19 protein-coding genes and 2 pseudogenes are annotated in these 26,246 nt (G+C 57.0%); 17 read left to right on the top strand and 4 right to left on the bottom strand.

Annotated elements, in window-relative coordinates; genetic code table 11:
* The 6 genes and pseudogenes from BM43_RS36895 (at position 1) to BM43_RS36875 (ending at position 6,695) form a co-directional block, all read left to right on the top strand.
* Positions 1 to 1,194: an efflux RND transporter periplasmic adaptor subunit gene (locus BM43_RS36895; RefSeq protein WP_227742947.1), complete on the top strand. Its 1,194-nt coding sequence runs from the start codon at positions 1 to 3 to the stop codon at positions 1,192 to 1,194.
* 13 nt (positions 1,195 to 1,207) lie between these two features.
* The gene (locus tag BM43_RS36890; protein ID WP_036050560.1) at positions 1,208 to 4,303 is read left to right on the top strand and encodes an efflux RND transporter permease subunit; all 3,096 of its coding nucleotides are present in this window, start codon (positions 1,208 to 1,210) and stop codon (positions 4,301 to 4,303) included.
* 254 nt (positions 4,304 to 4,557) lie between these two features.
* Positions 4,558 to 5,082: a tyrosine-type recombinase/integrase gene (locus tag BM43_RS36885; RefSeq protein ID WP_227742948.1), complete on the top strand. Its 525-nt coding sequence runs from the start codon at positions 4,558 to 4,560 to the stop codon at positions 5,080 to 5,082.
* Between the two features lie 203 nt (positions 5,083 to 5,285).
* Positions 5,286 to 5,621: pseudogene (locus BM43_RS42795) on the top strand (class II aldolase/adducin family protein); the annotation flags it as partial.
* A 140-nt stretch (positions 5,622 to 5,761) separates the two neighbouring features.
* Positions 5,762 to 5,998 carry a class II aldolase/adducin family protein gene (locus tag BM43_RS42790; RefSeq protein ID WP_052409251.1) on the top strand — a complete coding sequence of 79 codons (237 nt, stop codon included), beginning with the start codon at positions 5,762 to 5,764 and terminating at the stop codon, positions 5,996 to 5,998.
* A gap of 271 nt (positions 5,999 to 6,269) precedes the next feature.
* Positions 6,270 to 6,695 carry an aldehyde dehydrogenase family protein gene (locus BM43_RS36875; protein ID WP_080742197.1) on the top strand — a complete coding sequence of 142 codons (426 nt, stop codon included), beginning with the start codon at positions 6,270 to 6,272 and terminating at the stop codon, positions 6,693 to 6,695.
* 35 nt (positions 6,696 to 6,730) lie between these two features.
* Here BM43_RS36875 and BM43_RS36870 read toward each other — a convergent pair whose 3' ends face one another.
* Together BM43_RS36870 and BM43_RS36865 are read right to left on the bottom strand one after the other, a co-directional pair.
* Complete coding sequence (locus BM43_RS36870; protein ID WP_227742950.1) at positions 6,731 to 7,594, bottom strand: citrate/2-methylcitrate synthase; 864 nt, start codon at positions 7,592 to 7,594, stop codon at positions 6,731 to 6,733.
* 42 nt (positions 7,595 to 7,636) lie between these two features.
* Positions 7,637 to 8,278: a TetR/AcrR family transcriptional regulator gene (locus BM43_RS36865; protein ID WP_036050564.1), complete on the bottom strand. Its 642-nt coding sequence runs from the start codon at positions 8,276 to 8,278 to the stop codon at positions 7,637 to 7,639.
* Positions 8,279 to 8,683: 405 nt separating this feature from the next.
* Here BM43_RS36865 and purU point away from each other — a divergent pair, with 405 nt between their 5' ends.
* The 5 genes from purU to BM43_RS36845 are packed head-to-tail and all read left to right on the top strand — an operon-like array spanning position 8,684 to position 14,723.
* A complete protein-coding gene (gene purU, locus BM43_RS36860) occupies positions 8,684 to 9,559 on the top strand; it encodes a formyltetrahydrofolate deformylase (RefSeq protein ID WP_036050567.1) in 876 nt (291 codons plus the stop codon).
* Positions 9,560 to 9,576: 17 nt separating this feature from the next.
* Entirely contained in the window at positions 9,577 to 10,827 is a 1,251-nt protein-coding gene (locus BM43_RS36855; protein ID WP_036050570.1) for a sarcosine oxidase subunit beta family protein, read from the top strand.
* A 12-nt stretch (positions 10,828 to 10,839) separates the two neighbouring features.
* Entirely contained in the window at positions 10,840 to 11,160 is a 321-nt protein-coding gene (locus BM43_RS39800; protein WP_080742196.1) for a sarcosine oxidase subunit delta, read from the top strand.
* Positions 11,147 to 14,146, top strand: coding sequence for a sarcosine oxidase subunit alpha family protein (locus tag BM43_RS36850; RefSeq protein ID WP_036050573.1), 3,000 nt, complete (start codon positions 11,147 to 11,149; stop codon positions 14,144 to 14,146). The genes BM43_RS39800 and BM43_RS36850 overlap by 14 nt, the downstream gene beginning before the upstream one ends.
* A complete protein-coding gene (locus BM43_RS36845; RefSeq protein ID WP_080742195.1) occupies positions 14,139 to 14,723 on the top strand; it encodes a sarcosine oxidase subunit gamma in 585 nt (194 codons plus the stop codon). The genes BM43_RS36850 and BM43_RS36845 overlap by 8 nt, the downstream gene beginning before the upstream one ends.
* Positions 14,724 to 15,188: 465 nt before the next feature.
* Here BM43_RS36845 and BM43_RS36840 read toward each other — a convergent pair whose 3' ends face one another.
* On the bottom strand, positions 15,189 to 16,373 hold the full coding sequence (locus BM43_RS36840; protein ID WP_036050579.1) for an amino acid aminotransferase: 1,185 nt from the start codon (positions 16,371 to 16,373) through the stop codon (positions 15,189 to 15,191).
* 613 nt (positions 16,374 to 16,986) lie between these two features.
* Here BM43_RS36840 and folD point away from each other — a divergent pair.
* The 4 genes from folD to BM43_RS36820 all read left to right on the top strand — a co-directional run bounded on the left by folD (position 16,987) and on the right by BM43_RS36820 (position 22,201).
* Positions 16,987 to 17,850 (top strand): bifunctional methylenetetrahydrofolate dehydrogenase/methenyltetrahydrofolate cyclohydrolase FolD, encoded by an 864-nt coding sequence (gene folD, locus BM43_RS36835; RefSeq protein WP_036050583.1) that lies wholly within the window; start codon positions 16,987 to 16,989, stop codon positions 17,848 to 17,850.
* A 440-nt stretch (positions 17,851 to 18,290) separates the two neighbouring features.
* The gene (locus tag BM43_RS36830) at positions 18,291 to 19,433 is read left to right on the top strand and encodes a porin (RefSeq protein WP_036050585.1); all 1,143 of its coding nucleotides are present in this window, start codon (positions 18,291 to 18,293) and stop codon (positions 19,431 to 19,433) included.
* Positions 19,434 to 19,925: 492 nt separating this feature from the next.
* Positions 19,926 to 21,173, top strand: coding sequence for an aromatic ring-hydroxylating oxygenase subunit alpha (locus BM43_RS36825; RefSeq protein ID WP_036050588.1), 1,248 nt, complete (start codon positions 19,926 to 19,928; stop codon positions 21,171 to 21,173).
* Entirely contained in the window at positions 21,170 to 22,201 is a 1,032-nt protein-coding gene (locus tag BM43_RS36820; RefSeq protein ID WP_042286072.1) for a flavin reductase family protein, read from the top strand. The genes BM43_RS36825 and BM43_RS36820 overlap by 4 nt, the downstream gene beginning before the upstream one ends.
* A gap of 3 nt (positions 22,202 to 22,204) precedes the next feature.
* On the opposite strand, the gene BM43_RS36815 is transcribed toward BM43_RS36820, so the two are convergent.
* Positions 22,205 to 23,116 (bottom strand): LysR substrate-binding domain-containing protein, encoded by a 912-nt coding sequence (locus tag BM43_RS36815; RefSeq protein ID WP_127841046.1) that lies wholly within the window; start codon positions 23,114 to 23,116, stop codon positions 22,205 to 22,207.
* A 361-nt stretch (positions 23,117 to 23,477) separates the two neighbouring features.
* On the opposite strand from BM43_RS36815, the gene BM43_RS36810 reads away from it, so the two are divergent.
* Positions 23,478 to 25,901 carry a GcvT family protein gene (locus BM43_RS36810; protein WP_036050593.1) on the top strand — a complete coding sequence of 808 codons (2,424 nt, stop codon included), beginning with the start codon at positions 23,478 to 23,480 and terminating at the stop codon, positions 25,899 to 25,901.
* Positions 25,902 to 25,918: 17 nt separating this feature from the next.
* A pseudogene (locus BM43_RS36805) lies at positions 25,919 to 26,179 on the top strand (electron transfer flavoprotein subunit beta/FixA family protein); the annotation flags it as partial.
* Positions 26,180 to 26,246: the final 67 nt, after the last annotated feature.

The following is a 26,246-nucleotide window of genomic DNA, read 5'->3' as shown; positions in this document are numbered from 1 at the left end:
ATGATCTCTCTTTCCACGCGTGTTGATACGCCAAATTCGCCTGCAGAACGGCAGCGGCCTCCCCGAACCATGCTTCGGCTCTTCCTTATGTTGCTCGTAGTGGGGCTACTGACCGCTGCGCTCATCGGATTTCATCTGTTCAAGAGCAATATCCTGAAGAAAGTCACGGGGACGATCCAGTCGCAGCAGGCGATCGTGTCGACTACATCTGCCGTCATGCAGCAGTGGCAGCCAACTATCAACGCTGTTGGATCGCTGCGGGCGTCGAAGGGCGCAGATTTATCGTTGGAAACAAGTGGTGTGATCGACCAGATCAACTTCGATTCCGGGCGCGACGTCGAGGCTGGAGCGGTTTTGTTACGCCTGCGTCCGAATGATGATCCTGCAAAGCTCGATCAACTGAAAGCCAGCGCCGACCTGAGCGAGATCAACTACAGGCGCGACCTACAGCAACTTGCCGCACGGGGCGTAGCGCAATCGACCGTGGACACCGATTCGAGCAACCTGAAGTCCGCGCGGGCACAAGTCGTAGCACAGCAGGCGCTGATGGGCGAGAAAGTCATGCGTGCGCCGTTCCGGGGACGTTTGGGCGTACGGCAGGTCGATGTGGGGCAGTACCTGCCAGCGGGCACGACAGTCGTTACGCTGCAGGCGCTCGACCCGATGTTCCTCGATTTCTATCTGCCACAGCAGACGTTGGGTCAGATTCGCGTCGGGCAGGCGGTATTGGTGACGGTCGATGCCTATCCGGGCAAGACGTTTACTGGCAAGGTGACGTCGATGAATTCCAAGATTGATGCCTCCAGCCGCATGCTGCAGGTCCGTGCATCGTTGGCTAACCCGGATGGCGCTCTACTGCCCGGTATGTTCGCCACCGCAGGCGTAACAAGCGGCGAGCCACAATCGCTCGTGACCATTCCGCAGACGGCCGTGGCCTACAATCCGTACGGCAGCCTCGTATATGTGGTACAGAGCGGCAAGGACGCACAGGGCAAATCGCAGGCAAGCGTGCGTCAGCAATTCGTGACGACCGGCGAAACACGCGGCGATCAGGTCAGCATCCTCAAGGGACTGAAGGCTGGGGATGTGATTGTCACCGCCGGGCAACTCAAGCTACACAACGATTCGCTTGTGCAGATTGATAACAGTGTGAAACTGACGAACGACGTCGCGCCTGTCCCGCAAGATCACTGAGAGGCATGGCTCGATGAAATTCACTGATATCTTTGTCCGCCGGCCCGTGCTGGCGTGTGTAATCAGTCTGATGATCCTTGTAATTGGCTACAAGGCCTTCGCCTCGCTGCCCATTCTTGAGTATCCGAAGACCGAAAACGCTGTCGTGACTGTTACCACGACATACTACGGCGCTGACCCGCAGACCGTAGCGGGCTTCGTTACCACTCCGCTTGAAAACGCGATTGCACAGGCAAACGGCATTGATTACCTGACCTCGAAAAGCATTGCCGGTACAAGCACGATTACGGCAAACCTCGTGCTCAATTTCGATGCCGATAAGGCCGTCACCGAGATCAGCACAAAAATCAACTCCGTGCTTAACCAGTTGCCGAGCGGCGTGCAGCAGCCGACGATCACGGTGGCTATCGGACAGTCGCTGGACGCGCTGATAATCGGTTATTCCAGCGATGAGCTCACGCCCAACCAGATCACCGATTATCTCGTGCGCAACGTGCAGCCGCGCCTGCAAGCGGTGAAGGGTGTGCAGACGGCTGAGCTGCTTGGACCACAGTATTTCGCAATGCGTGCGTGGCTTGATCCGCAGAAGCTCGCCGCATATGGCCTCACCGCCACCGATGTCACCAACGCGCTAGCTGCCAATAGCGTGATTGCAGGACTGGGCACGACGAAAGGGCAGATGGTGCAGTTCAACCTGACGGCATCGACGGATCTCCATTCCGCACAGCAATTTCGCGAGCTCGTCGTGAAGCAGGTCAATGGCGGGATTATCCGTTTGAAAGACGTAGCGAACGTGACCCTGGGGTCGGAGGACTACGAGTCTGGCGTTTCATACAATGGAAAGAAGGGCGTGTACCTGGGCATCCAGTTGGCGCCATCCGCGAGTCTGCTTGACGTCATCAAGGGCGTGAAGGCCGTCTTGCCCGATATCCAGAAGGCGCTCCCTACCGGTCTGCACAGTGCAGTCATTTACGACTCGACCGTGTTTGTCGATAGCTCGATTCGCGAGGTGGAGGCGTCGCTTGTCGAGACAGTCGCGATTGTCACGCTCGTCGTGTTCGCGTTCCTAGGCTCGCCGCGTTCGGTGATGATACCCGTTGTCGCAATTCCTTTGTCGCTGGTCGGCACGTTCGGCATAATGCTCATGTTCGGCTTCTCTATCAACCTCCTCACCTTGCTGGCGCTTGTTCTGGCTATCGGGTTGGTAGTCGACGACGCAATCATCGTTGTTGAAAGCGTCAGTCGTCATCTGGAAGAGGGTATGCGTCCACGAGATGCAGCGATCAGAGCGGCGCGTGATCTCGCCAGCCCAATCATAGCGATGACCGTCGTACTGATTGCAGTTTACGTACCGATCGGCTTCCGGGGCGGGTTGACTGGCGCGTTGTTCACTGAGTTTGCGTTCACGCTGGTCGGTGCGGTAACAACGTCGGCTGTCGTTTCCCTCACACTATCACCCATGATGTGCGGCCAGTTCCTCAAGCCGCCGAGTCGGAGCGGCCCGTGGGTGGCGTCCATCGTGGAGATGATCGATCGTGTTTTCGGTTCCCTTCAACGCGGCTACGAACGGTCGTTGCGCAACAGTCTGAGGACGGTTCCGGTGACGCTGCTGTTCGCGGGGCTGGTCGTCGGCAGCATCTATTTCCTGTACACGAGCGCTGACAGTGAACTTGCACCGCAAGAGGATCAAGGCGTCGTGATTTTGCAGCCAACGTCCGCGCCCAACGCGACGCTGCAGCAAAAGCAGGTGTACGGGAGTCAAGTGGAGGACATCATGGCTGGTATGCCCGAAGCCGCGCAGACGTTTCAGATTGAAAGCCCGTCGCAGTCTATCGGCGGAGTCACGTTCAAACCGTGGGACGAACGCCACCGGGGCGCGACAGAAATCCAGCGCGACTTGCAAAACAAGTTCAACGGGGTAGCGGGGCAGAAGATTGTAGCGTTCCAGCCACCTCCATTGCCGGGTTCGCAGGGTTTACCGATCCAGTTCGTGCTGAAATCAACGCAGCCGTTGGGTACGCTGAATGCCGAAGCCCGGCAGTTCCTCGCCGATGCTGCCGCCACCGGTATGTTTCTTTTCATTGATAGCGACCTGAAGATCGATCAGCCGCAAATAGTAGTTGATATCGATCGCGACAAAGCCTCGGAACTTGGTTTGACGATGACGCAGGTCGGGACCGCACTGGGTGGTCTGCTGGGCGGCGGCTACACGAACTACTTCAGTCTCGATTCGCGCTCTTACAAGGTGATTGCACAAGTGCAGCAGCGCTCGCGCCTGACACTCGACCAGATCATGAATTACCGGATCGCGACGGTAAACAACGTTCCGATACCACTATCGTCAATTGGCCATGAGCGCACCGAGACCGTGCCCGAGACCATCAACCATTTCCAGCAGGTTAACTCGGCAACTATCTCCGGCGTAGCGGCGCTTGGCGTTTCGCAGGAGGCCGCGCTCAAGTCGCTGCAGGCCCTTGCAGCGCGTACGCTCCCTGCCGATGTCTCCATCGACTATGCGGGGCCCCTGCGGCAACTGGTGCAGGAGTCGAGCGGGTTTGTCGGTACGTTCGTGCTTGCCCTGATCATCATTTATCTTAGCCTTGCAGCCCTGTTCGAAAGCTTCCGTGACCCGCTGGTGATTCTGATTTCCATTCCGATGTCGGTCGCTGGCGCACTTATCTTTATCAGCCTTGGGATCGGCGGCGCGTCGCTGAATATTTATACCGAGGTCGGCCTGGTGACATTGATGGGACTGATCAGCAAGCACGGCATTCTGATAGTGGAGGTGGCTAATGAGGCGCAGCACGGGGGGATGTCGAAACTTGAATCGGTCGTTCATGCCGCAGGAATCCGGTTAAGGCCGATCCTCATGACCACCGCTGCAATGGTGCTCGGTGTTGTGCCGCTCATTCTCTCCACAGGAGCGGGAGCGGCGTCGCGATTCAACATGGGACTGGTCATTGCCAGTGGCCTGGCGATCGGCACCATTTTTACGTTGTTTGTGCTGCCAGCGGTTTATCTCGCTATCGCGGCGCGGCATGTGCCGGAGTCGCAGGCTGTGGAGGCAATGGACATCCGGGCTGATGAGGTTCGCAGCACGACCTCGTGACGACCGGGCAGCGCCACTCGCCGTTCAGCGTTTGAGGGGATAACCGCGTTAGTACTAAACCGCTGACGCGGTAGGGGGAGGTGGGCACAGGTCTATGGCTGACGTTTCATGAAGAGGGTTGTCTGACGCTGAACCCCAGCGAGGTGGTGAGCGGTGTCGCCAGGAGCAGTATGTGAACGCCCGGTTGGGCATTCTACCCACTGCTTCCAGGAGGCTCGCCATGACACCACTGCGCCAGCGCATGCATGCATGACATGCAGATCCGCAACCTTGCGGATAATACCCAGAAGTCCTATCTGATTCAGGTGCGCAGTTTCGCCCGGCACTTCAGCCGCTCGCCCGAACTGCTGGGTCCCGACGAGATCCGGGCCTGGCTCGTCTACCTCCTCGAAGAGCGCAAGCTGGCACCCGCCAGTCTCGGCGCAACGATCGGTGCACTGCGCTTTCTTTACCGCGTGACGCTCAAACGCGACTGGAGTGACGAGGACTTTCCCTTGCCCAGGAAGCCGTTCCGACTGCCAGTCGTCCTCAGCCTGGAGGAGATCACCACCTTCTTCGAGTCGGTCGCCAGTCTCAAGCACCGCACCATCCTGATGACCGCGTACGCCGCCGGACTGCGGGTGTCGGAAGTCGTGCATCTGAAGGTCACCGATATCGACAGCAAACGCATGGTTATTCGTGTGAACCAGGGTAAGAACCATAAGGCAGAGATTTTTTTGGTTGGCGGTCGCGGCAACCAGCGCATCGCCATGTCGTCGGACCTGATCCGCGACCGGTAATCAAAAAAATGTCTGCCTTATGTTGATTTTATTTCTCAATCTTGATGAATATGCGAAGGCACTTTACTGTCTCGCTACGGACAACTCCAGCAAGCGACAGACATAGGCTGCGGCGATGATCCTGCTTCCGTTCCTGCCTGAATTTGGTCCACTAGAGGCGACGAAGGGCTGGTTTCAAATGTGCATAGGAGGCACTCGTGAGTATGAGCGTAGACGAAGCTATCGATCTGCTGGTTACCGCCAATCACATTCTGGCCGATCAGGGCGTAGTCGATGGCTTTGGGCATGTCAGCGTCAGACATCCCGAACGCAACGGACTTTTTCTGCTTTCCCGTTCTATGGCGCCGGCGCGAGTCACGCGGGGCGACATCATCCTGCACGATGACAACGGTGAACCGGTCGATGCCGACAGTCGCGCCGTCTATGTCGAACGCTTTCTCCATGCCGAAACCTATCGCCGGCGTCCCGACGTGACGGCCGTCGCTCATAGCCATTCGCCCTCGGTCATTCCATTTTCGATTTCGTCGGTGAAATTGCGGCCCTGCTTTCATATGGCATCGTTTCTCAACGATTCGTCACGCTTCGAGATCCGTGAGCATTTCGGCCGCGACACGAATTTGCTGATCAGCGATTCCAGAAAGGGACGTTATATGGCGCAGGCTTTGCCGCAGGGAGCGCCGTGCTGTTGCGCGGGCACGGAACCGTCACGGTTGGGCGCGATCTGCAGAAGGCGGTTTTCCGGGTCGTGTATCGGGAGGTCAATGCGAGGATTCAGACTCAGGCACTGGCGCTCGGCGGCGAGGTCGAATTCCTGAGCGACGGCGAGGCGCTTGCGGGAACTGAAGCGAATGCCGCTCAAACGGGGCGGCCGTGGGCGCTGTGGGCAGAGCAGGCGCGCGTGAGGCGGGCTGCGTAGGGCGCAGCGTTTCCGCGATGGCAGTTTGCGTGACGCCCTTATTGGTTTCCAGCAGCGCGAGGTTGCAATAGTCGACGGGGCGGATTCCATGCTGTTCGAACACAGGTTCGAGCAGCATGTTCTTGAAGATTTCGATCTGGTGGATGATTAGCCGAGACGCCGTCGCAGGAAGCGCTAATCGAGCGTCGCGCTGGTCCACCCGCTTTGGGGCAGAGATATTGAAACACGATGAGCGTGTGCCGTCAGAAGCCGTAAGCAATCAGTTTGAGTTCTGGACGCGAGCGCACGGCTGGTGTGCGGTGGCAAGCCGTCGTCAGATCCGTCTCTGTCCCGCGGCCTTTTCGTCGAGCCGACCATCTTCGCGGACGTCGACGTATCGATGTCGATCGCTCGCGAAGAGATATTCGGTCCGGTGCTGTCGGTGATTCGTTGGCGCGACGAGAGGAAACTGTTCGATGCCCTCAATGCGCTCGATGTCGGCGTCACGGCATCGGTATGGACGACCACCCTGAACAAGGCGCACCGCAGCGCGGCGCGCATCGCAGCCGGCTACGTGTGGGTGAACAACTGCTCGATCCACATCCCCGGCGCACCTTTCGGCGGTTACAAGCAGTCGGGAATCGGCCGCGAAGAATCGGAAGAGGAACTCCCTGAATTCGCGCGTCTGAAGAACGTGATTGTTGCATTGGCGGAGTAGTTTTTGAACGGGGCGGCGGCTTGATTCGATCACGACTAGAGTCTCGACCCGGCAATATATTTTGCGTGCGGTGGAAGCAGGAGCGCCTGCGCACGCTGTTCCAGAACGTGTGCGACCCAACCCGCCGTTCGACTGATGATCCACAACGCCGTTGCCGTCCCGTCCGGCAAACCGAGCGCGCGCGCAAGCGTAACCAGCGCGATCGCGACGCCCGTACGTGTGCCGAGCTTTTTCTCGACGACCGCGAGAAACTCAAGCGTCGGAGCCGTTGCTGACGTGCTCTGACGGAGCGCGCGTACTTGCGCGAGGATGAGATTGGCGCGCGCGTCGCCGTCGGGATAAAGCGGGTGATTGAAACCGAACAGGCTGGCACCATACTCGCGCACGAGTCGCAGACGTGCGGCCGAATCGGTTGACGTAATGTCCCGGAGCGGCACCGTTTCAACCTTCTCTGTCGCGGTGCCTGTGGAGAATCCGACGTGAGAGCCGATCGCTGCCGCTATGCAGTTGAACAGATCGGCGTGCGTCAAGGCCGCAACCCGAGCCGCAAAAGTGGCAGGGGCGAGTTCATTGTCGGTTAACACCGTGAGTGCGCCATTCACCGCGAACAGGGCATCGGGCGTACGCTTTGCGCCCGCTGCGCGCAACACATGCGCGGCCAGGCTTTCGCCCGGTTCGCGAGGAACGAACCCTCGTTTTTTGCCGAGAAATCCGATACATCCCGCCATGGTTTGCATCATGAGGCGGGCGCATTGCACGGCAACGCCATCGGCGATTTCGGCCGCGCCGCGTCCGTGCATACGCAGCGCGAACGGCACCATACCCAGCAAATTGGCGATGTCGGTGCCGCGCAGCTTGCCTGCATACGCCGTTTGAATTGCCTTGTAGGCGCGAGTCACAGCGAGGCGCTCGCCCCAGTTCCGTGGGTGGCCTCTGACTCGTTAGCCGGCTTTCCCGGCTTGAACGATGACCCGCACCAACACCTCCAACTGGCCGTCGGTCTCCGTTTGGGCCACATCAAACAGATCGAAGAGGCTCATGCCTCGGAGCGATGCGAAGACGAACCCGGCAAATTGCTCAGGATGTGGATGGTTCGCCCCTATCTCCGGAAAGCAGGATATGAATCGCGCGAAGAACACCGGGTCGGAACGGGCCCTCGTGGCGTCAATCTTGGCAAACAACTCTGGCGACGCCTTACAGCCAAAAAACAGGCTCCATGCTGCGATATAGCTCGGGACGCCATAGATTGTCTCCCAGGCGAGGCGGACAAATTCGCGTGCTCGCTCCTCCAAAGGAAGGCCGTCCGGCGGCCAGACAACTCCATCATCGGACAGGGGCTCCATCACCTCGTCGATGAGTCGCTCCATTAAAACCTGACGATTCGCGAAATGATGCTGAAGTGCGCCGAGGGTCACACGGGCTCCACGTGCGATTTCCTGGAGATTCATCGCCTTGAACCCCTTCTTGTGCAACAGGCGCATGGCGGACTGCACGATGCGACGACGTGTGTGGTCGCTACGTTCTTCTTGTGTCCGGCGCGCAGGTGCGCGGCGAGGTTTCTCAGGCTTGGGCAGGGTGCTCATCGGTCGAACGAGTCATTGGCATGCGGCAGAAGTCTATTACAGACCGGATGCGGGTGGGACTTCTTGGGGGCAAAGTCGGGTTAACCCACAAACAAGTAACAATAATTTTTAATTGTTTTTTGATGCGGGTGCAATCTATACTTGCCCTCAAGCACCGCAAGAGAATGCGCCGCGGTTTGGCGCTTCCTCAACACTCGGCGACTCTGAGTCGGTCAGAAACATTTAATATTTATTGTTTCTTGGAGCCCTCAGCGACGACGGCGCAGGACCCGGCGAGTGCTCATCGCAACGCTGTGCGTCTCGTGAGCGACCGAGCCGTTCGCAGCAACCAGATGGACTGGCAGCCGTCTTTGCTTTTAGCGCTAGCCCATGTACGACTTCAAACCTTTGCCCTTGTAAGCCATCATGACCGCACCGACGCAGACCCCCGACGCTATCAGCTACCTGTTCACCTTCCAGTGTCCTGACCGGTTGGGTATTCTCGCCAAAGTCTCGACCCTGCTTTTCCAGGAGGGCGCCTATGTAACAGAGTCGTTGCACTACGGCGACCCGAAGACGGAGCAGTTTTTCGCGCGTATGGTTTTCGACGACCATGTGATGAAGGACGGTATCGGGGCGTTGAACCAGAAGATGTCATCGCTTGCGAGCGAGCTGGATATGAAGTTCGAAATTCGTCCAGCGGCTTACCGTCCCAAGGCGCTAATCGCCGTGTCGAAGTACGACCACTGCCTGAACTTGCTCCTGACGAAGTGGCGCGCAGGTGCACTCCATATCGACATTGTCGGCGTTGTCTCGAACCATAACGACTGTCGCAGTCTCGTCGAATGGTACGGCATCGCGTTTCACCACTTGCCGATTACGCCTGACACCAAGCCCCAGCAGGAAACACAGATTCTCGACCTCTTCGCAACGACGGGTGCAGAGTTGCTCGTCCTTGCCCGGTACATGCAGATTCTGTCTGACGACCTGAGCCGCAAGCTCGAAGGGCGCGCTATGAACATTCACCACTCGTTCCTGCCCGGATTCAAAGGCGCGCGTCCGTATCACCAGGCCTACGACCGGGGCGTCAAAGTGATTGGCGCTACGGCCCACTTTGTGACGAGCGACCTCGATGAAGGTCCGATTATCGCGCAAGAGGTCAAGACGATTGACCATGCCCACACGGCCGAAGACATGGTTCTCGTGGGTCACGACACGGAAGCTGTCGCCTTGGCCAATGCAGTTCGCCTATTCAGCGAAGGCAGGATTTTCCTGAACGGCCATCGCACGGTCATCCTGTAATCAGTGTCGAGGTTCGCTTGGAAAAATACTCTTTCTGGTCACTCGCAAAACACGCGCTCAGCGGCCATCGCCGCTGGACCCCGGCGTGGCGTACAAGCGAGCCGAAAAGTCGCTACGACGTGGTAATCATTGGTGGTGGCGGTCAAGGATTGTCGACTGCCTATTATCTGGCCAAGAATCACGGCATCACGAACGTGGCAGTAATTGAGAAGGGTTGGTTGGGCGGCGGCAATACTGGTCGCAACACGACAGCCATTCGCTCGAACTACTTCTATCCGGAAAGTACTCGATTCTTCGAGCGCTCCTTGCAGCTTTACGAAGGTCTTAGTAAAGAGTTCAACTATAACGTGATGCTCAGCCAGCGCGGCGTGCTCACGTTAGCGCATACACCGCACCAGCTTGACGGGCTCAACCGCTGGTCGAACTCAATTCAGCTGCAAGGCATTGACGCCGAAATGCTTAGTGTCGAGCAGATTCGCGAGTATCTGCCTTTATTGGATTTGAGCAAAGACGCGCGATTCCCGGTGCTCGGTGGTTTCATTCAACGCCGCGGCGGTGTCGCGCGACATGACGCTGTGGCATGGGGCTACGCGCGTGGCGCGGACGCGATGGGCGTCGACATCGTCCAGAACTGCGAAGTCACTGGTTTGCGCATTGGGGCAAATCGTATCCAGGGTGTCGAAACAAATAAGGGTTTCGTCGCAGCGGATAAGGTGGTCCTATCTGTCGCAGGGAATTCGTCAGTTCTTGCGCGCATGGCTGGTATCAGGCTCCCCATCATTTCGATGCCGTTGCAGGCGATGGTAAGTGAGCCAGTGAAGCCAATCCTCGATGGTGTCGTCAATTCTCCGGCGGTGCATGCATACGTGAGCCAGTCAGATAGAGGTGAAATCCTCATCGGCGGAAGAACTGACGCATACCCTTCATACGGTCAGCGGGGAACGCTACCCGCACTCGAAGACACTCTGAGCGCAACTCTTAACCTCTTCCCGGCGTTTAGTCGATTGAAGCTTATGCGCCAGTGGGCGGGCGTCGTCGACATTTCACCGGACTCAAGCCCAATTCTCGGAAAGACCCCGGTCAAATCGCTGTTCATGAGCACAGGCTGGGGTACCGGCGGATTCAAGGCGATACCAGTTGGCGGCGAAACCATGGCCTACACCGTGGCCAATGATCGGCCTCATCCTCTCATTGAACCATTTGGCCTCGACCGGTTCTCCACGGGTCGCTTCGTCAACGAAGCGGCGGCTGCCGGCGTCGAACACTGAACGGAAAGACCTATGTTACGCATTGCTTGCCCCTACTGCGGAAGCTCGCGCGATGAAGACGAGTTTTCATACGGTGGACCCTACCAACGCGTGCGACCTGCTAACCCGGCACAACTGAGTGACGAGGAATGGGGCGACTACCTTTTCACCCGCGAGAACGCTCGAGGCCACAGCCTTGAACGCTGGCGCCATACTTTCGGATGCCGCCAATGGTTTGGCATCGAGCGCGACACGGTCAGCCACGCACTGCTCAAGGTTTTTACCTTTGACGAGGTTCCACGCAGCGGTCCCTACGCGTTGAAGCAGGAAGGAGACGTTCATGAAGCGATTTGAACGCGTCCCGGTCTTCGGCGAGGCCAAAAGTACCCGACGCCAGTCGGTTGAATTCTGGTTCGACGGAAAACGATATACCGGACTCAAAGGGGACACGCTTGCATCGGCGTTGCTCGCAAGTGGCATCAGCATTGTCGGCCGTAGTTTCAAGCTGCATCGCCCCCGCGGCATCATGGGTCGTGGCATCGAGGAGCCCAATGGCCTTGTGCAGCTCGAGTCAGGAGGCTTCGACGAACCGAATGTTCGCTCGACCCTCGTGCCGCTCTATCCTGGCCTGAAGGCTACCAGCCAGAACGCATGGCCTAGTGCGGACCTCGATGTCATGGGCATTCTCGATAAGTTTTCGAGCTTGTTGCCCGCGTCGTTCTATTACAAGTCGATGATTTGGCCCAACTGGCATTTCTATGAGCGAATTGTCCGCCCGATTGCCGGCCTCGGAAAATCGCCAACAGTTCCTGACGCGCAGAAATATCAGAAGCGCAATGTTCATTGCGACGTCCTGGTCGTTGGTGGTGGTCCCGCCGGCCTCCATGCCGCCTATGTCGCCGGCTTGTCCGGGCTCAGGGTTATCCTTGCGGACGATGCGGAAGAGTTCGGTGGCTCCGTTCTGGGAGAACGTTTCGAGGTCGACGGTATCCCTGCCGCGCTCTGGGCCCGCGCTATCGTTTCGAAGCTGGAGCAATTGCCAAACGTTCAGCTTCTGTCACGAACAAACGTGAGCGGCTACTACGAGCAAAGCGTCGTTTCCGCTCAGCAGCGTGTGACGAACCATCTCGGACCGGCCGGTCAATCCGGACGACTCCGCGAGCGGCTTTGGAAAATCCGCGCGCGTGAAGTCATCCTGGCAACAGGCGCGATTGAACGTCCTCTGGTTTTTGCAAACAACGACAGACCTGGGGTAATGCTGGCATCTGCCGTTCGGATGTATGCAAATCAGTATGGTGTCGCTCCGGGCAACAAAGTGGTCATTGCAACCAACAACGACAACGCATACCTGACTGCATTTGACCTTCACTCGGTAGGCGTGCGCTCTCTCACTGTCGTCGATACGCGTGATGTGGTCGACGGGGCGCTGACCGCGAAACTGAAGGCGGCGGGCATCAAGCATTACCTTGGCTATGGAATTTCGGATGTCGTTGGAAGACGTAAAGTCAAAGCGATAAAGCTCGCGAAACATGGCGGTGACGGAGCACTCTTGGGGTCGACACAAACCGTGTCATGTGACCTGCTCGCGATGTCGAGTGGGTGGACCCCGACAATCCATCTATACAGCCAGGCGGGTGGTTCGCTGAAACTCGATAGCGCCCAGATGTGTCTCGTTCCTGACTCCTGCGTGCAGAATGTTCGAGTAATCGGTGCTGCCAACGGTGAGTTTTCGCTCGCGGCATGCCTGACTTCCGCCGCTACCGCGACGGCGGAAACGCTGCGCAAGCTCGGCGTTCAGCAAGTGCTGGAGTGCCTTGCGCCCCGTGTGCAAGCAGAGGACGAGGACTCTCTTCGTATCCAACCGTTCTGGTACACGCAGAGCGAGCGCACAAACAGGCAGTGGCTTGATTTTCAGTACGACGTGAAGGTCTCGGACGTCGAGCTTGCGATGCGAGAAAACTTCGTATCGGTCGAGCACGTGAAGCGTTACACAACGGGCGGCATGAGCGTCGACCAGGGTAAATCGAGCAATTTCAATATTCTCGCCATCATGGCAGAGCTGAGCGGCCGCCCAATTGTGAAAGTAGGAACGACGCGGTTCCGGCCCCCTTATCAGCCGGTTACACTCGGCACGTTTGCCGGAGGTACGGTCGGCAAGCTCTACGCTCCATATCAAAGCTTGCACGCGGCGGCGGCACATAGCGCACTGAACGCGTTGTTCGGAGACTACGGGTGGCAGCGTCCAGACTACTATCCATGCGGGTCCGAGGATATCCATCAGGCAACGCGTCGGGAAGTCGCTGCAGTCCGGGGCAACGTCGGGATGTTTGACGGCTCGCCGCTCGGAAAGCTCGAAGTAAAGGGGCCCGACGCGGCGAAGTTTCTGAACCGGATGTACGTGAACAACCTGTTGACGGTTAAGCCTGGTTCGGCACGTTACGCCATGTTGGCAAACGAGAACGGTGTTCTCGTTGACGACGGTGTCGTCGTGCGTCTCGCCGAAGAGCATTATCTTGTCCACACGACGAGCGCGGCGTCCGGAAGGGTCTTTCTCTTGATGGAAGAGTATCTCCAATGCGAATGGCCGGACTTGAAGGTCTATGTGAACAACGTCACCACCCAGTGGGCGAATGTCACGATTTCCGGCCCGAACGCTCGCGCCGTAATGCAGCGGGTGAAATCCGACGTCGACTTTTCACTCGACGCGTTTGCTCACATGCAGTTCAGGACGGGAAAGTTTGCTGGTGTGGACGCACGTATCTTACGCGCCAGCTTCACAGGGGAAGTGACCTATGAAATCTCGGTTCCTGCCCGATATGGACGCGCACTCTGGGTCTTCATGGCAAAAACCGGAGAACCCCTTGGAATCACGCCGTATGGCGTTGAGGCACTCGAGGTAATGCGTACAGAGAAAGGCTACCTTCACATCGGCGCGGATACTGATGGTTGTTCCAACGCACTTGACATCGGATGGGGAAAAATCGTCGAGAAGAAGAGCGACGACTTCATTGGCCGTCGCTCGATGCAACGCCCGGAAGACAAGAAGACGGGCCGCCTTGAGTTCGTCGGCCTTGAATGTCTCGACTCATCGACGCAATTACCTGTCGGTGGACACTTTGTCGAAGACTACACATCGGGAGAACCGTCACGCTCTGAAGGCTACGTCACGTCGTCTTGCCTCAGTCCCACATTGAGCAAGTCGATTGGCCTGGGCATCCTGCGAGACGGCTCGAGCCGACTTGGTCAAGAAGTACGAGTCTATTCCAACGGTCGCATCCTTGCTGCCCGCGTTGTACCTACCGCACACTACGACCCGAAAGGGGAGCGTCTCAATGCATAACCTACAAGCTCGCTCGACCGTCACATCCCACCTCGTGACAAAACGCACATTTCCGATTGCTACGCCTTCGTTGCGACTTGCGGAGATTCCGCTGCACGGCCTTATCAGGATTCAGGGTGATGGAAAAGCCTCAAAGTTGAAGGCGAGCATCGAGGCCGCGTTGGGTGTGGCTCTCCCACTTCCAGAGCGTTCGACCGTGAATGGGACAACCCGGCTTGTGTGGGTGGGACCAAACGAATGGCTGGTACTGTGTGCCCTGAAGGACGAGGAAACTATCCTGCAAAACCTGACGAGCAGCCTTGCGAATCAATTCGCCGCCGTCACCCTGGTATCTGACGCACGAGTGTCGTTCCTCGCATCTGGCAGCGAAGCTGTAGTCTTCCTCGCGAAAGGATGCGGGATTGACGTCAACGTCGCGGCATTTCCGGTTGATGCAGCGGTTACGACTCGCTTCGCCAGCCTGCCCGCGATGCTGCTGCGCCAAGCGACCTTCGAATATGTCCTGTACTTCGATGTATCGATGGCCGGGTTTCTCGTCGAGTGGTTAGCTGACGCAGCGGAAGAATTTGAAGCCTGAACGAATTCGTCGCGAAGGAATAGGAGCCTGAGTAGTTCGCGACCCCGAGAAGGAAAGACGCAGGTCCGCGTCTCGTCTTTCTCGTAGGTAGTCGCTCGAGGTTATTCCTTTATGCCGCCCAACACTTTGCGGTAACGCAGTCCGATGCGTTCGCGAACAATCGTGTTTTCCTTGATGGCGGTTAGGTAGTAGTCAAACTGCCCTGCTCAATCAGGATGGCGCGTGCGGCATCAAGCCTAACTCCCTGTCGACGACGAGACAAGACGCCTTTGTCATTCTCTTGCTCTGCATCCCGGTCGCCACGAGCTTTCGCTAATCATGTTGCTGGACGCAGGTCATGCCAAGCATGGCACCGTGTCTGACAAGCCTTCTGACTAAACATTCCGATGTATTCGAATGCTGTTGCACGTCGTAAAGCTCTATATGCGAAACGACGCACAACAAGTAGAAGTAGCTACATCCGGCTCATCGAAGGACTCGGGCAAAGGCCTCGCCGACGTAATCGACGTTCGAGTTGTTCAGACCGGCGGCGCAAATTCGACCACTCGATACCGCGTACACACCGAAGTCGGATTGCAAAGTTGCTACTTGGTCCACTGACAACCCTGTGTAGGCGAACATTCCGCGTTGGTCTACAAGGTATTCAAAGTTCTTCGAAGGTACGAGTTCGCTGAGCGTGTCGTACAGCCGCTTGCGCATAGCTGAAATGCGAAGACGCATCCCTTCGAGTTCGCCGGCCCACTGCTGCTGAAGTAGTCCATCGGAAAGTACGGTGGCGATGAGCCTCATCCCCTGAGTAGGAGGGCTGGAGTAGTTACGGCGGATGGTGAACTTGAGTTGCCCGATAACATTGACAGCTTCTTTCGCGTTTGCACAATGCACTGTCAAGGCGCCGCAGCGCTCCCCGTACAGGGAGAAAATCTTCGAGAACGAGTTGCTGGCCAGGAAGTCAAGGTTTCTGCGCGTCAGCTCGCGAACGACGAATGCGTCGTCTGCCAGACTTTCGGCGAAACCTTGATAGGCGATGTCAACGAACGGGATGAGCCTACGCCGTTCGACGACATCAAGAATTTTGAGCCAATGGTCTCGCGTCGGATCGACGCCAGTCGGGTTGTGACAGCAAGGGTGAAGAAGAACGATATCGTGCTCCGCCATACGCTCGAGGTCCTCAAGCATGCCATCAAGGTCGAGGCCTTTCGTTTCTGAATCGTAGTAGCGGTACCGACCAACCTTGAATCCAGCACCTTCGAAAATACCGATGTGGTTATCCCATGTTGGGTCACTGGCGAACACGGAACTGTTCGGAAAGTGAAACCGGAGGAAATCCGCACCAACTTTCAGTGCGCCGCTTCCTCCAAGGGTTTGAATGACGGCAAGGGAATCGGCTCTGACTTCCTTTCCAAAGAGCAAACCAGTTACCAATGACCGATATGTTCGGTCGCCTTCGATAGGCAGATAGGAAGTGGGTGTGTTGGACTCGAACACCCGCGCCGCAGCGGCCCTAACAGATTGCAAGACGGGAACTCGACCATCCTCGTCATAGTAGATACCTACGCCGAGGTTGACTTTATGCGGTCGCGAGTCCAAGGCGAATTTTTCCATCAAGCCGAGAATCGGGTCGCCAGCATAGGGCTGTACGTGAGAAAACATTTCATTGTTCCTTGAACGGGAGGCGGTCGTGAAAGCGGTCTACGTGAAAGCGCAGCGCCAGCCTTGGCGGCGTGTGAAGCGCGAGCCGAACGATGGCTCACCGGGGCCTTCGCATACGAGCTCGATGTGCGCTGCCTCAATGGGCGATTTCATGAGTTCATCAAGGGCCCGGTCAATAAATTCCGGTGAGTCTGGCGGTCCCGCCTGGAGAAGAGCTTCGCGCATCACGTTGTAATCCAGAACGTCGCTAAGTTCGTCGGTCTTTGCCGAAGCGTTTTCGTATCGAACCCAAATCTCAACGTTAACGTGCGTTCTGTGAAGTCCGTTCTCGGGCGCCGCAGGTTTCCAGCACCGAAGAAAGAGACGTCGACAGTCAATTGGGCAGTCTACTGGCCGGCAGCTATGCTCGTGCTTCACGATGTTTTATGGACAGGTGTGTATTGAATCTATCCTTCACCGAGAGTCTTTGCAATACGCCAAAACGGATGATTTCTGGCCCTATGGATGCAAAAAAATGGTGCATGGAGCGCTTTTCTGCTTATGTACAGTAATGGACATTTGAGCGATACAAGGCAGCGCACGGCTGCCCATTGCGGACAATGCGGAGCTGGATATGAGTCAGGCAACGGTCATTAACGGTGTGGCGGTGTCGAACCGCCTGCGGCATGAAGTTTCGATTCGAGCAGAGCAGCTTCGGAACAAAGGTGTGGTACCAGGGTTGTCTGTGATTTTGGTGGGCGATGACCCAGCGAGTGCCGTTTATGTGAGGAATAAGGTCAAGGCTTGCGAGCAGCATGGATTGCGTTCCACACTCGACCGCGTGCCGGCGGAGACGACGGAAGCACAGTTGCTCAATCGGATTCAAGAACTAAACCTGGACCCTACCGTGCACGGCATTCTCGTTCAACTGCCGTTGCCTCGGCATATCGACAGTCACAAGGTAATCGAGGCAATCGCGGCTGAAAAGGATGTAGACGGGTTTCATGTCGCAAATGCCGGCGCCCTCATGACGGGCAGCGCCCGCTTTAAACCCTGCACGCCATATGGTGTGATGAAGCTGCTCGAAGCCTATGAAATTCCGGTCTCAGGGAAACAGGCCGTCGTCATCGGTCGCTCAAATATCGTCGGGAAGCCGATGGCGCTGCTTCTGCTTGAGGCCGGTGCGACGGTCACTATCTGCCACAGCAAGACCCCCGACCTGACCGCATACACGAAGACTGCCGACATTGTCGTGGCCGCTGTTGGAAAACGGAATGTTGTGACGGGTGCGATGGTCAAGCCTGGCGCAACCGTAGTCGACGTGGGAATGAACAAGAATGACGAAGGCAAGCTCTGCGGCGATATCGATTATGCGTCGGTCTGTGAAGTGGCCGGCTTCGTGACCCCTGTCCCAGGTGGCGTCGGTCCGATGACCATTACGATGCTGCTGGTAAACACGTTGCAGTCGGCGGAGCGCGCTGCCGCCGGGCGGTTGTAGGGCACTCGCTCACAGCCCAGCTGTTCAAATATAATTTACAGTTCTGCCTGACGGGGCGTGAGAGCCGTCAGGCAGCCTCTACGCATCAAATCCGCCGAAATCTGCTGCAGTTTTCATATCAAGTTGTTCAGCATTCCCTTCCTTTGAATCTCAGGTTCGATGCTGGAGTCGTGCATGCGAGTTGCGAAGCCGCAACAACGTGCACGTGAACGCGCTCGTTGGGGCCTGGTGTTTTCACTCAGCGCTTGGTGGGCATGAGCCAACGAGGCCTTATGCCACGCATACATTCCGTAACGAATGCAGTGCATTCGTTTCTTTGGTTTGCGATGCACATTTCGGCTTCTTAGGCTCCTCCATGCCTCATTTCACAATGGCCAAAGGCCAAGCGAATTTTGCTCTGCCCGTAGCCACATTCACTAAGTGCATGTTCGGAGATACAAATGAAAAAGCAGCTTACTATCCTCGCCTTGGCGCTTGCGGCCGCCCCGACGGCTTTCGCACAGTCGACGGTTACGCTTTACGGGGTTATCGATGAAGGTGTGAACTACACGAACAACACCGGCGGTCACAGTAACGTCGAAATGCAGTCCGGCTACGCGTACGGTAGCCGGTGGGGGATGAGAGGCGCAGAGGACCTCGGCGGGGGGATGAAAGCCATCTTCACGCTCGAAAATGGGTTCGACCTCAATACGGGAAGGGCAAATCAGGGCGGCCGGATGTTCGGACGACAAGCGCTCGTCGGGGTCTCGAGCAACTATGGCACCTTCACCATGGGTCGTCAGTATGATTCGGTGGTGGACTATGTCGGCCCCACGACCGCAAATGGTTCGTGGGCTGGCTATCTCTTTGCGCACCCTTACGACAACGACAATACGGATAACTCGTTTCGGGTGAGCAACTCCGTGAAGTACGCAAGTCCGAATTTGGGCGGCTTCACCTTCGGCGGCGTTTATGGCTTCAGTAACGCGGCTGGGCAATTTGCCAACAACCGGCTGATGAGTGTTGGCGCGAGCTATTCTGGCGGACCAGTCACGGTCGCCGTCGCGTACATGGACATCGACAATGTGGGCGGCAATTCGACGGGTGCTGTTGCGACCAATGACAGTAGTTTCTTTGCTGGACATCAGCGTGAAGTTACTGCAGGTATCAACTACAACATATCCGGGGCGACGGTTGGCTTTGCGTACAGCCACGTTCGCCTCGAGAATCCGACGGGCAACGGGTATCTGACTCCTGGGACGTTTCCGACGGGCGTCAGCGTTAGCTCCCTGACCTTTGACAACTTCGAATTCAACGCGCTCTACCATTTCACGACAGCCTTCTATGTTGGTGGTATGTACACCTACACGCGCGGCCACTATGACGGCAGCAACGGTAGTTCGCACCCCAACTGGAACCAGTTCGGGTTGATGGCTGACTACAACATCTCGAAGCGGACAGATGTCTACGTGCAGGGTGTCTACCAGAAGGTTTCCGGTTCGACGGGCACGTTCCTCGACCAGGCATATATCACGGGGGCGGACAACTCCTCATCGAGCAACAAGCAGTTCGTGGCACGTGTAGCGCTGCGCCACCTCTTCTAATCAACGGTCTCAGTCGACAGCGCCCGGCGCTGTCACGCGTCATCATGCGAGGCCGCGTGCGGCCTCGCAAATACCCCCTTTGGCCAACGTCATCACGCCGGAAGTGTTGGGCCAAGCGACTGCGTTGGCGTGCATGCAGTTCATCTATCACGTCTAGAATTCGCGTGTGCCGTGCAAGTTATGTATGAATTTTTGAATGGCATATCGGTGCATTGGCGACGCTGACGGATTTCGCGTCCGGATAAGTGGAAGCATTTGGTTCACCTTGCAAAATGCGGAAAACCTTTATCCATGTTGATTTGACGGATGGGGCGCCGCAGTTTGCCGAAATCTCTCGGTCATCACTAACGCTTCCGGCGAAGCATTTTCTTGACCTCTAAAAAGACATGCAAAGCATCAAGATTTCTCGCTTGCGTGGGATTCTCGTAGGGATTCAAATTCGCATGTACATCAGTTCCCCACGATACATCTGAAACGAACACAGGCCCCATCATGCTGTCAAATTCGCAACTTTCTGCACTCGTCGATTCCCGTCAGCCCGGTCGGTCGCTGCCACAACCGTTCTACACGGACCAAGCCGTGTTCGACCGGGAGCTTGAGCTCATCTGGGAACGTCAGTGGCTGCTTGCGGGTATGACGGCGCAGATTCCCAAGTCGGGCAATTGGTTCACGGTCCAGGTTGGCAAAAGCTCCATCGTGGTCGTTCGCGACCGAACGAAAGCAGTTCGCGCCTTTTACAATACGTGTCGACACCGTGGCTCGCGGATTTGCGCGGGTGAGAAGGGTTCATCTGGCACCTTGGTCTGTCCATATCACCAGTGGACGTATGGGCTCGACGGCAAACTGATGTTTGCCAAGGAAATGGGGCACGAATTCGATACGTCCGAATTCTCATTGCGGCCAGTACATTGTGAAACCGTCGAAGGCTACATCTTCATCTCCCTCGCCGACGACCCCACGCCATTCGCGGAATTCAGAGAAAAGGTTTCGCCGTACATCCAGCCGCATGGTCTCGACAATGCGAAGATTGCGTACGAGACGACTATCGTCGAGAAGGGAAACTGGAAGCTGGTCCTGGAGAATAACCGCGAGTGCTATCACTGCACAGGCAGCCACCCGGAACTGCTGCGGACTATTTCCGAATTCGATGGTCCGACTGACCCGCGCTTCGGCGGAGATTACGCAGTTAAGTGCGAACTCGACGAGGCGCGTTGGACGGCTGCGGGACTGCCGCACAAACCCATCGAAACCGACGAGGGTTACCGCCTTGTTCGCGTCGCGATGGAGCGTGGTCTGTCGTTCACGATGAGCGGTGAGCTTGCCTGCAAGAAGTTCCTTGGGACCAACGGAGACGCCGACGTCGGTTCGCTTCGACTCCTGCGATTCCCGAACACGTGGAATCATGTGTTATCCGACCATGCGGTTGCATTCCGCGTACTCCCCTTGAGCCCCACTGAAACTCAAGTTACGACCTGGTGGCTGGTCAGCGGAGATGCAGTTGAGGGCGAAGACTACACGCTCAATGACCTTACTGCAGTTTGGACGGCGACGAATGCACAGGACCAAAAGCTGGTTGAGGCAAATCAGCAAGGCATCAACTCGAAAGGCTACCAGCCCGGCCCGTACTCACCGCTAGTTGAAAGTGGAGTGTCCGAATTCATTGACTGGTACCTCGAAACGCTTCGCAGCGAACTGCGTGCGGCGCCGAGGGTTATCCCGGTGGAGTGCAGCGTAATATGACTGGAAGTCCGTTCGTCGAGGCGACATGCTTTGGTATCCGACGCGAGAGTTGGAACGTCAAGACGTTTCGCTTCCGTGTCGCTAATCTCGAGCATGGGTTCGATTTCGCGGCCGGACAGTATGTAACCCTCGGACTCGAGCTTGGAGCTGAGACCATCTACCGCTGTTATACCGTGTCTTGTGCACCTGGCAGCCAGGGGCCTGGCGAATTCGAAATCACGGTCAAACACTCACCCGAGGGGCTTGTGTCGGCGTGGCTGCATGAGGCACTTGAAGTCGGCGTGAAGATTCAGGTCTCCCGGGCCACAGGCGATTTCGTGCTTCCGGAGGCCACCAGTGCGCCACTTCTGTTCATCGCCGGCGGCGTTGGGATTACGCCCCTGATGTCGATGGCGCGGCACCTGCATGCGCAAGGTAAGTTCTCGGACATCCAGTTTTTGCAGTTTTCCCGAACGCCCGACGACATTCTGTTTCGCGAAGAGTTGACGGAGATGGGCGCATCGGCGGGCGGGATTGTGCCGCACTTCTTTGCTTCGAGATCGAGTAGTGAAGCTTGTCAGGCAGGCAGGCTTTGCCCGGACCTGCTGAATAGGACGGTTCCTGACTGGACGACTCGTACGGTGCTGTGTTGCGGGCCAGACTCCTTCATGGCAGACATGCGGGAAGCCTTCGTAAGCAATGGTGGCGCCCCGGCAAGGTTTCATCAGGAAAGCTTCAATGTGCCCGAAGCGCCGCCGTTGCACGTTGTCAAAAACACAAGCGTGGCGACCGTCCGCCTCTCAGATTCTGGCTTCGATGTTGTCTGTGAACCGGGAAAGACAATCCTGGATGCGGTACATGCGTCACCGCACGGCGTCAAGATTCCGAATGCCTGCCGCTCTGGGGTATGCGGAACGTGCAAACTCCGTAAGCTTGAGGGCGAGGTAGATATGCAGCACAACGGCGGGATTACGGACGAAGAGGTCGAGGAAGGCTACATCCTTTCCTGCTGCTCGATACCTCTGTCGAACGTCATAATCGAATACTGATAGTCAGCTCCAGATGCTCCGCTTGCCGAAGTCAATCAACCAGTCAAGAAAGATTCGGGCTGGCGAGCTGAGCTCCTCGTTCTCGGTGTATATGATGTATTCGGACAGTCCTGTCTTTATGGAAATGTCGAGTGGCTTCACGAGTAGCGTTTCGCGGGCCTCATGCGGAATGCCGTACGACCATGCAAGAGCCACACCTTTTCCACTACATGCCGCTCTATACACCAGGTCATAGTTCGATACGGTAAGATTTTTGTGCAGTACGCCCGGCTGCACACCTGCTTCTTCGAACCACGTATCCCATGAGTTAAACGCTGAGATGCTGGAGTCGAGCTCTATAAGCTCGCATGTCAGCAGGTCTTCCGTGCTCTCAATCTTATGCCCCCGTTGGTATGCGGGGGCACACACCGGAAAAATCTCTTCCTCGAAGAGTTTTACCTTAGTGACGTTGGGCCAATGGCCGTCTCCGTAACGGATGGCGAGGTCGACCGGGTCCTGCCACGGGTCGACCGGTGAGTTACTCGCCAGAACCCGAATGTCGATGTCTGGATGCTGACTTCGAAAATCTATGATAGCCGGCATAAGCCAGAAACTGGCCATGGCGTTGCTTGCAGCAATGGTGACAGTGCTTGTGTCCAAAGCTTCAATCATCGTTACTGCGCGGCGAATTGAGTTCAGGCTTTGCGCGATGGCCTGCTGAAAGATGAGCCCGGCGCGTGTCAGTTGAATTTCCTTGTGGCGTCGATTGAACAGCGTCACGCCCATGCGCTCTTCAAGCACCTGAATCTGCCGACTCACGGCCCCCTGCGACAGGTGCAATTCCTCCGCTGCGCGCGTAAAGCTCATCAGTCGGGCCGACGCCTCGAAAGCCGCAATGGTGTTGAGCGGCGGTAGCCGCTTGCGTTGCGTTGCCACTTTTAAGCCTCTTTTCAGTGCGACCTGGGGCGCTGCATGCCACCGGGGATGTTGAATTTTCCGTCAATTTACTGGATTCCAAAAAAGCGGGCTACGCGATGAGTGCTTGCCGGCGTCAGGAGTTTCCCTACCCTCGTTCCGCTTGTTAGATAAAGGCTCGAGCGAAAGTCTCGTCGTATCAGTCCTTTGAAAGGGTTTCTTCTTTGCATGAAAAATTTCATGCTCAACCCCAAACTTTTTCAGTTTCCCCCTGATTTCTGGCTACCTACTTTTGAGGCTCGAAATTCACCCGTCGGTGGATGCGCTGATTGGCCTGCTCGATTCGCTCGGGTGCAGACCGCTAGATTGGAACTGACGAAAAATGAAATCTCACTATCAGGCTGTCGTAATCGGTGGCGGCGTTGTCGGCTGTTCAGTCCTCTATCACCTGACCAAGTTCGGCTGGAAAGACGTTGCCCTGATTGAGCGCAAGGTACTGACCGCGGGCTCGACGTGGCACGCTGCTGCGGGCTTTCACTCCATCAATAGCGACCCGAACGTCGTCCGCCTGCAGGCATATACCATCGCCCTGTACAAAGAGATTCAGGAAGTCGGCGACCAGGATGTTGGTCTGCATGTGCCGGGAGGCGTCGCTTTTGCTGCTACGCGCGAGCGCTGGGAGTTCCTGCGCACTGAATGGAGCCGCCATCGCTTCATGGGCATCGAAAGCGAGCTCATCACACCGGCCGAAATCAAGGCCCTCTGTCCCCTTGTAGAAACTGGAGAAGTGCTAGGAGGCCTGTGGACTCCAGACGAGGGCCACCTCGACCCGTACGGTGCCACGCAGGCTTATGCGCGGGCGGCCAAGAAGCAGGGTGCCGAGATTCACCAGCACACGAAGGTGGAACGTCTCGAGCAGCGGCCCGATGGAACCTGGAATGTCTATACGGGCAAGGGGATTATTCACGCAGAGCACGTCGTAAACGCTGCGGGTCTCTGGGCGCGTGAAGTCGGAATGATGGCGGGCGTGAAGCTACCCCTCATCCCGATGGAACATCACTATCTGATTACAGAGTCGATTCCGGAACTCGAATCGTTTGGCAAAGAGATTCCCGTCATGGTCGACCTCGACGGGGAAATCTATATGCGCCAGGAGCATTCTGGGGTGCTGTTCGGCGTCTACGAGAAGAACTCGACCCCTTGGTCCCTCGCGGGCACACCGTGGGATTATGGTGAAACTGACCTGCTTCAGCCGAATCTCGAAAAGCTGGAGAATGAATTGATGAAGGGTTTCGAGCGCTTTCCGAGCGTCGGCAACGCTGGCATCAAGCGTATAGTGAATGGTCCGTTCACCTTCACCCCTGACGGCAACCCTCTTGTCGGTCCTGTGCGTGGCAAGAAGAATTACTGGGCCGCTTGCGGATGTATGGCGGGATTCAGCCAAGGCGGCGGTATGGGCTTCGCGCTCGCTCAGTGGATGATTAACGGCGAACCGTCGGACAACGTGTTCGGTTTCGACGTGGCACGCTTTCCGAAGCTGACCCAGAACTTCGTTACCGCGAAGGCGCAAGAGTTCTACGAACACCGCTTCTACCTTGCCCGCCCGAACGAGCAGTGGCCAGCTGGACGCCCGATGCGCACCACGCCGCTCTACGAATACCAGCAGGAAAAGAACGCGGTGTTTGGCGTCAGCTACGGCCTCGAGACGCCCATGTGGTTTGCGCGCCCTGACGAGGACGCGTTTGAAACGCCCACTTTCAAGCGCTCGAACGCATTCGATGTTGTCGCTGAAGAATGCGCAAATGTGCGCCAGAACGTTGGCCTGTTCGACGCCAGCGGGTACGCCAAGTACGAAGTGACGGGTCCAGGTGCGTATGCGTGGCTGGACCGAATGTTCGCATCGAAGATTCCTGCCGTAGGTCGTGCACGCCTCGCTCCGATGCTTGGCGAATCCGGCCGTCTGATGGGTGATTTGACGATTCTACGGCCGAAGGAGGAGACATTCCTCATCACGGGCTCTGGGTATCTGCAGGAATGGCACATGCGCTGGTTTGAATCGCATCTGCCCTCCGACGGCTCGGTACGTATCGAAAACCGAAGCGACTCGCTTTCGATGCTCGCGGTCGCAGGTCCAAAGGCGGCCCAGCTTGTCGAACGGCTTGTTGGCAAGACGGCAATCGACGCGGCGAAACCTTTGCTCTCCGTGACCAATGCCGAAGCGGGCACCGTACCCGTGATGATGGCACGCATGTCCTTGACGGGCGAGTACGGGTTCGAGCTCTATTGCGAATCCGCGTATGTACGCACGCTCTACAAGCAACTCTTCGAAAACGGTAGCGAGCTCGGTCTGCGTGAATATGGCGTGTGGGCCCTCCTTTCGATGCGTCTCGAGAAAGGTTTCGGTATCTGGTCTCGAGAATTCGCACCGGAGTACACGCCATTCCAGAATGACCTCGGCCATTTTGTCGATTTGGCCAAGCCGGATTTCATCGGTCGCGATGGCGCGATTCAGGCGCAAGGAGAAACTCCGACTCACAAGCTAGTGATGCTCGAAGTGGAAGCGACTGATGCAGACGCGAGCGGATTCGAACCTATCTGGATTGGTGAGCAGGTTGTCGGGTTCACTACATCGGGCGGATACGGGCATGCGGTAAAGAAGAGCCTCGCACTGGGCTATATCCAAACGGCACTTATCAACGCCGACACGAGCTACGAAGTCCACGTGCTCGGCGAACGTCGGCCCGCAAAACTCCTTCAGCAAGTTCCGTATGACCCGACGGGCGCCCGCATGCGCGCGCCGAAGTAATCAAGGAAGCGATAGCAATGAAGATTCTCGTAGGTGTAAAGCGTGTGCCCGACCCGAACGTAAAGGTACGCGTGCGCGGCGATGGCGTGGACCTGGCAAACATCAAGATGACCGTAAATCCCTTCGACGAAATTGCTGTCGAAGCTGCGGTGAGACTGAGGGAAAAGGGCGACGCCTCGGAGGTCGTGGTCGTGTCCTGCGGAACAGCTCAATCGCAGGAGGCATTAAGGACGGCACTCGCAATGGGCGCCGACCGGGCAATTCTCGTCCAGACAGATGTTGTCAACGGCACTCAGGAATTGATACAGTTTCTGTCGGCATCGGCACTCCAGATTTGATACACCG

It is taken from the genome of Burkholderia gladioli (assembly GCF_000959725.1).
GTDB lineage: Bacteria > Pseudomonadota > Gammaproteobacteria > Burkholderiales > Burkholderiaceae > Burkholderia > Burkholderia gladioli.
The sequence above is the reverse complement of the archived record's forward strand: the minus strand, read 5'-3'. Positions and strand labels throughout refer to the sequence as shown.

Bases quoted from the DNA above. Each gene is read 5' to 3' on its own strand.
- BM43_RS36895 (WP_227742947.1), top strand. From the start codon at position 1: ATGATCTCTCTTTCCACGCGTGTTGATACGCCAAATTCGCCTGCAGAA.
- BM43_RS36890 (WP_036050560.1), top strand. From the start codon at position 1,208: ATGAAATTCACTGATATCTTTGTCCGCCGGCCCGTGCTGGCGTGTGTA.
- BM43_RS36885 (WP_227742948.1), top strand. From the start codon at position 4,558: ATGCAGATCCGCAACCTTGCGGATAATACCCAGAAGTCCTATCTGATT.
- BM43_RS36865 (WP_036050564.1), bottom strand. From the start codon at position 8,278: ATGAGCACCCTGCCCAAGCCTGAGAAACCTCGCCGCGCACCTGCGCGC.
- purU (WP_036050567.1), top strand. From the start codon at position 8,684: ATGACCGCACCGACGCAGACCCCCGACGCTATCAGCTACCTGTTCACC.
- BM43_RS39800 (WP_080742196.1), top strand. From the start codon at position 10,840: ATGTTACGCATTGCTTGCCCCTACTGCGGAAGCTCGCGCGATGAAGAC.
- BM43_RS36850 (WP_036050573.1), top strand. From the start codon at position 11,147: ATGAAGCGATTTGAACGCGTCCCGGTCTTCGGCGAGGCCAAAAGTACC.
- BM43_RS36845 (WP_080742195.1), top strand. From the start codon at position 14,139: ATGCATAACCTACAAGCTCGCTCGACCGTCACATCCCACCTCGTGACA.
- BM43_RS36840 (WP_036050579.1), bottom strand. From the start codon at position 16,373: ATGTTTTCTCACGTACAGCCCTATGCTGGCGACCCGATTCTCGGCTTG.
- folD (WP_036050583.1), top strand. From the start codon at position 16,987: ATGAGTCAGGCAACGGTCATTAACGGTGTGGCGGTGTCGAACCGCCTG.
- BM43_RS36830 (WP_036050585.1), top strand. From the start codon at position 18,291: ATGAAAAAGCAGCTTACTATCCTCGCCTTGGCGCTTGCGGCCGCCCCG.
- BM43_RS36825 (WP_036050588.1), top strand. From the start codon at position 19,926: ATGCTGTCAAATTCGCAACTTTCTGCACTCGTCGATTCCCGTCAGCCC.
- BM43_RS36820 (WP_042286072.1), top strand. From the start codon at position 21,170: ATGACTGGAAGTCCGTTCGTCGAGGCGACATGCTTTGGTATCCGACGC.
- BM43_RS36810 (WP_036050593.1), top strand. From the start codon at position 23,478: ATGAAATCTCACTATCAGGCTGTCGTAATCGGTGGCGGCGTTGTCGGC.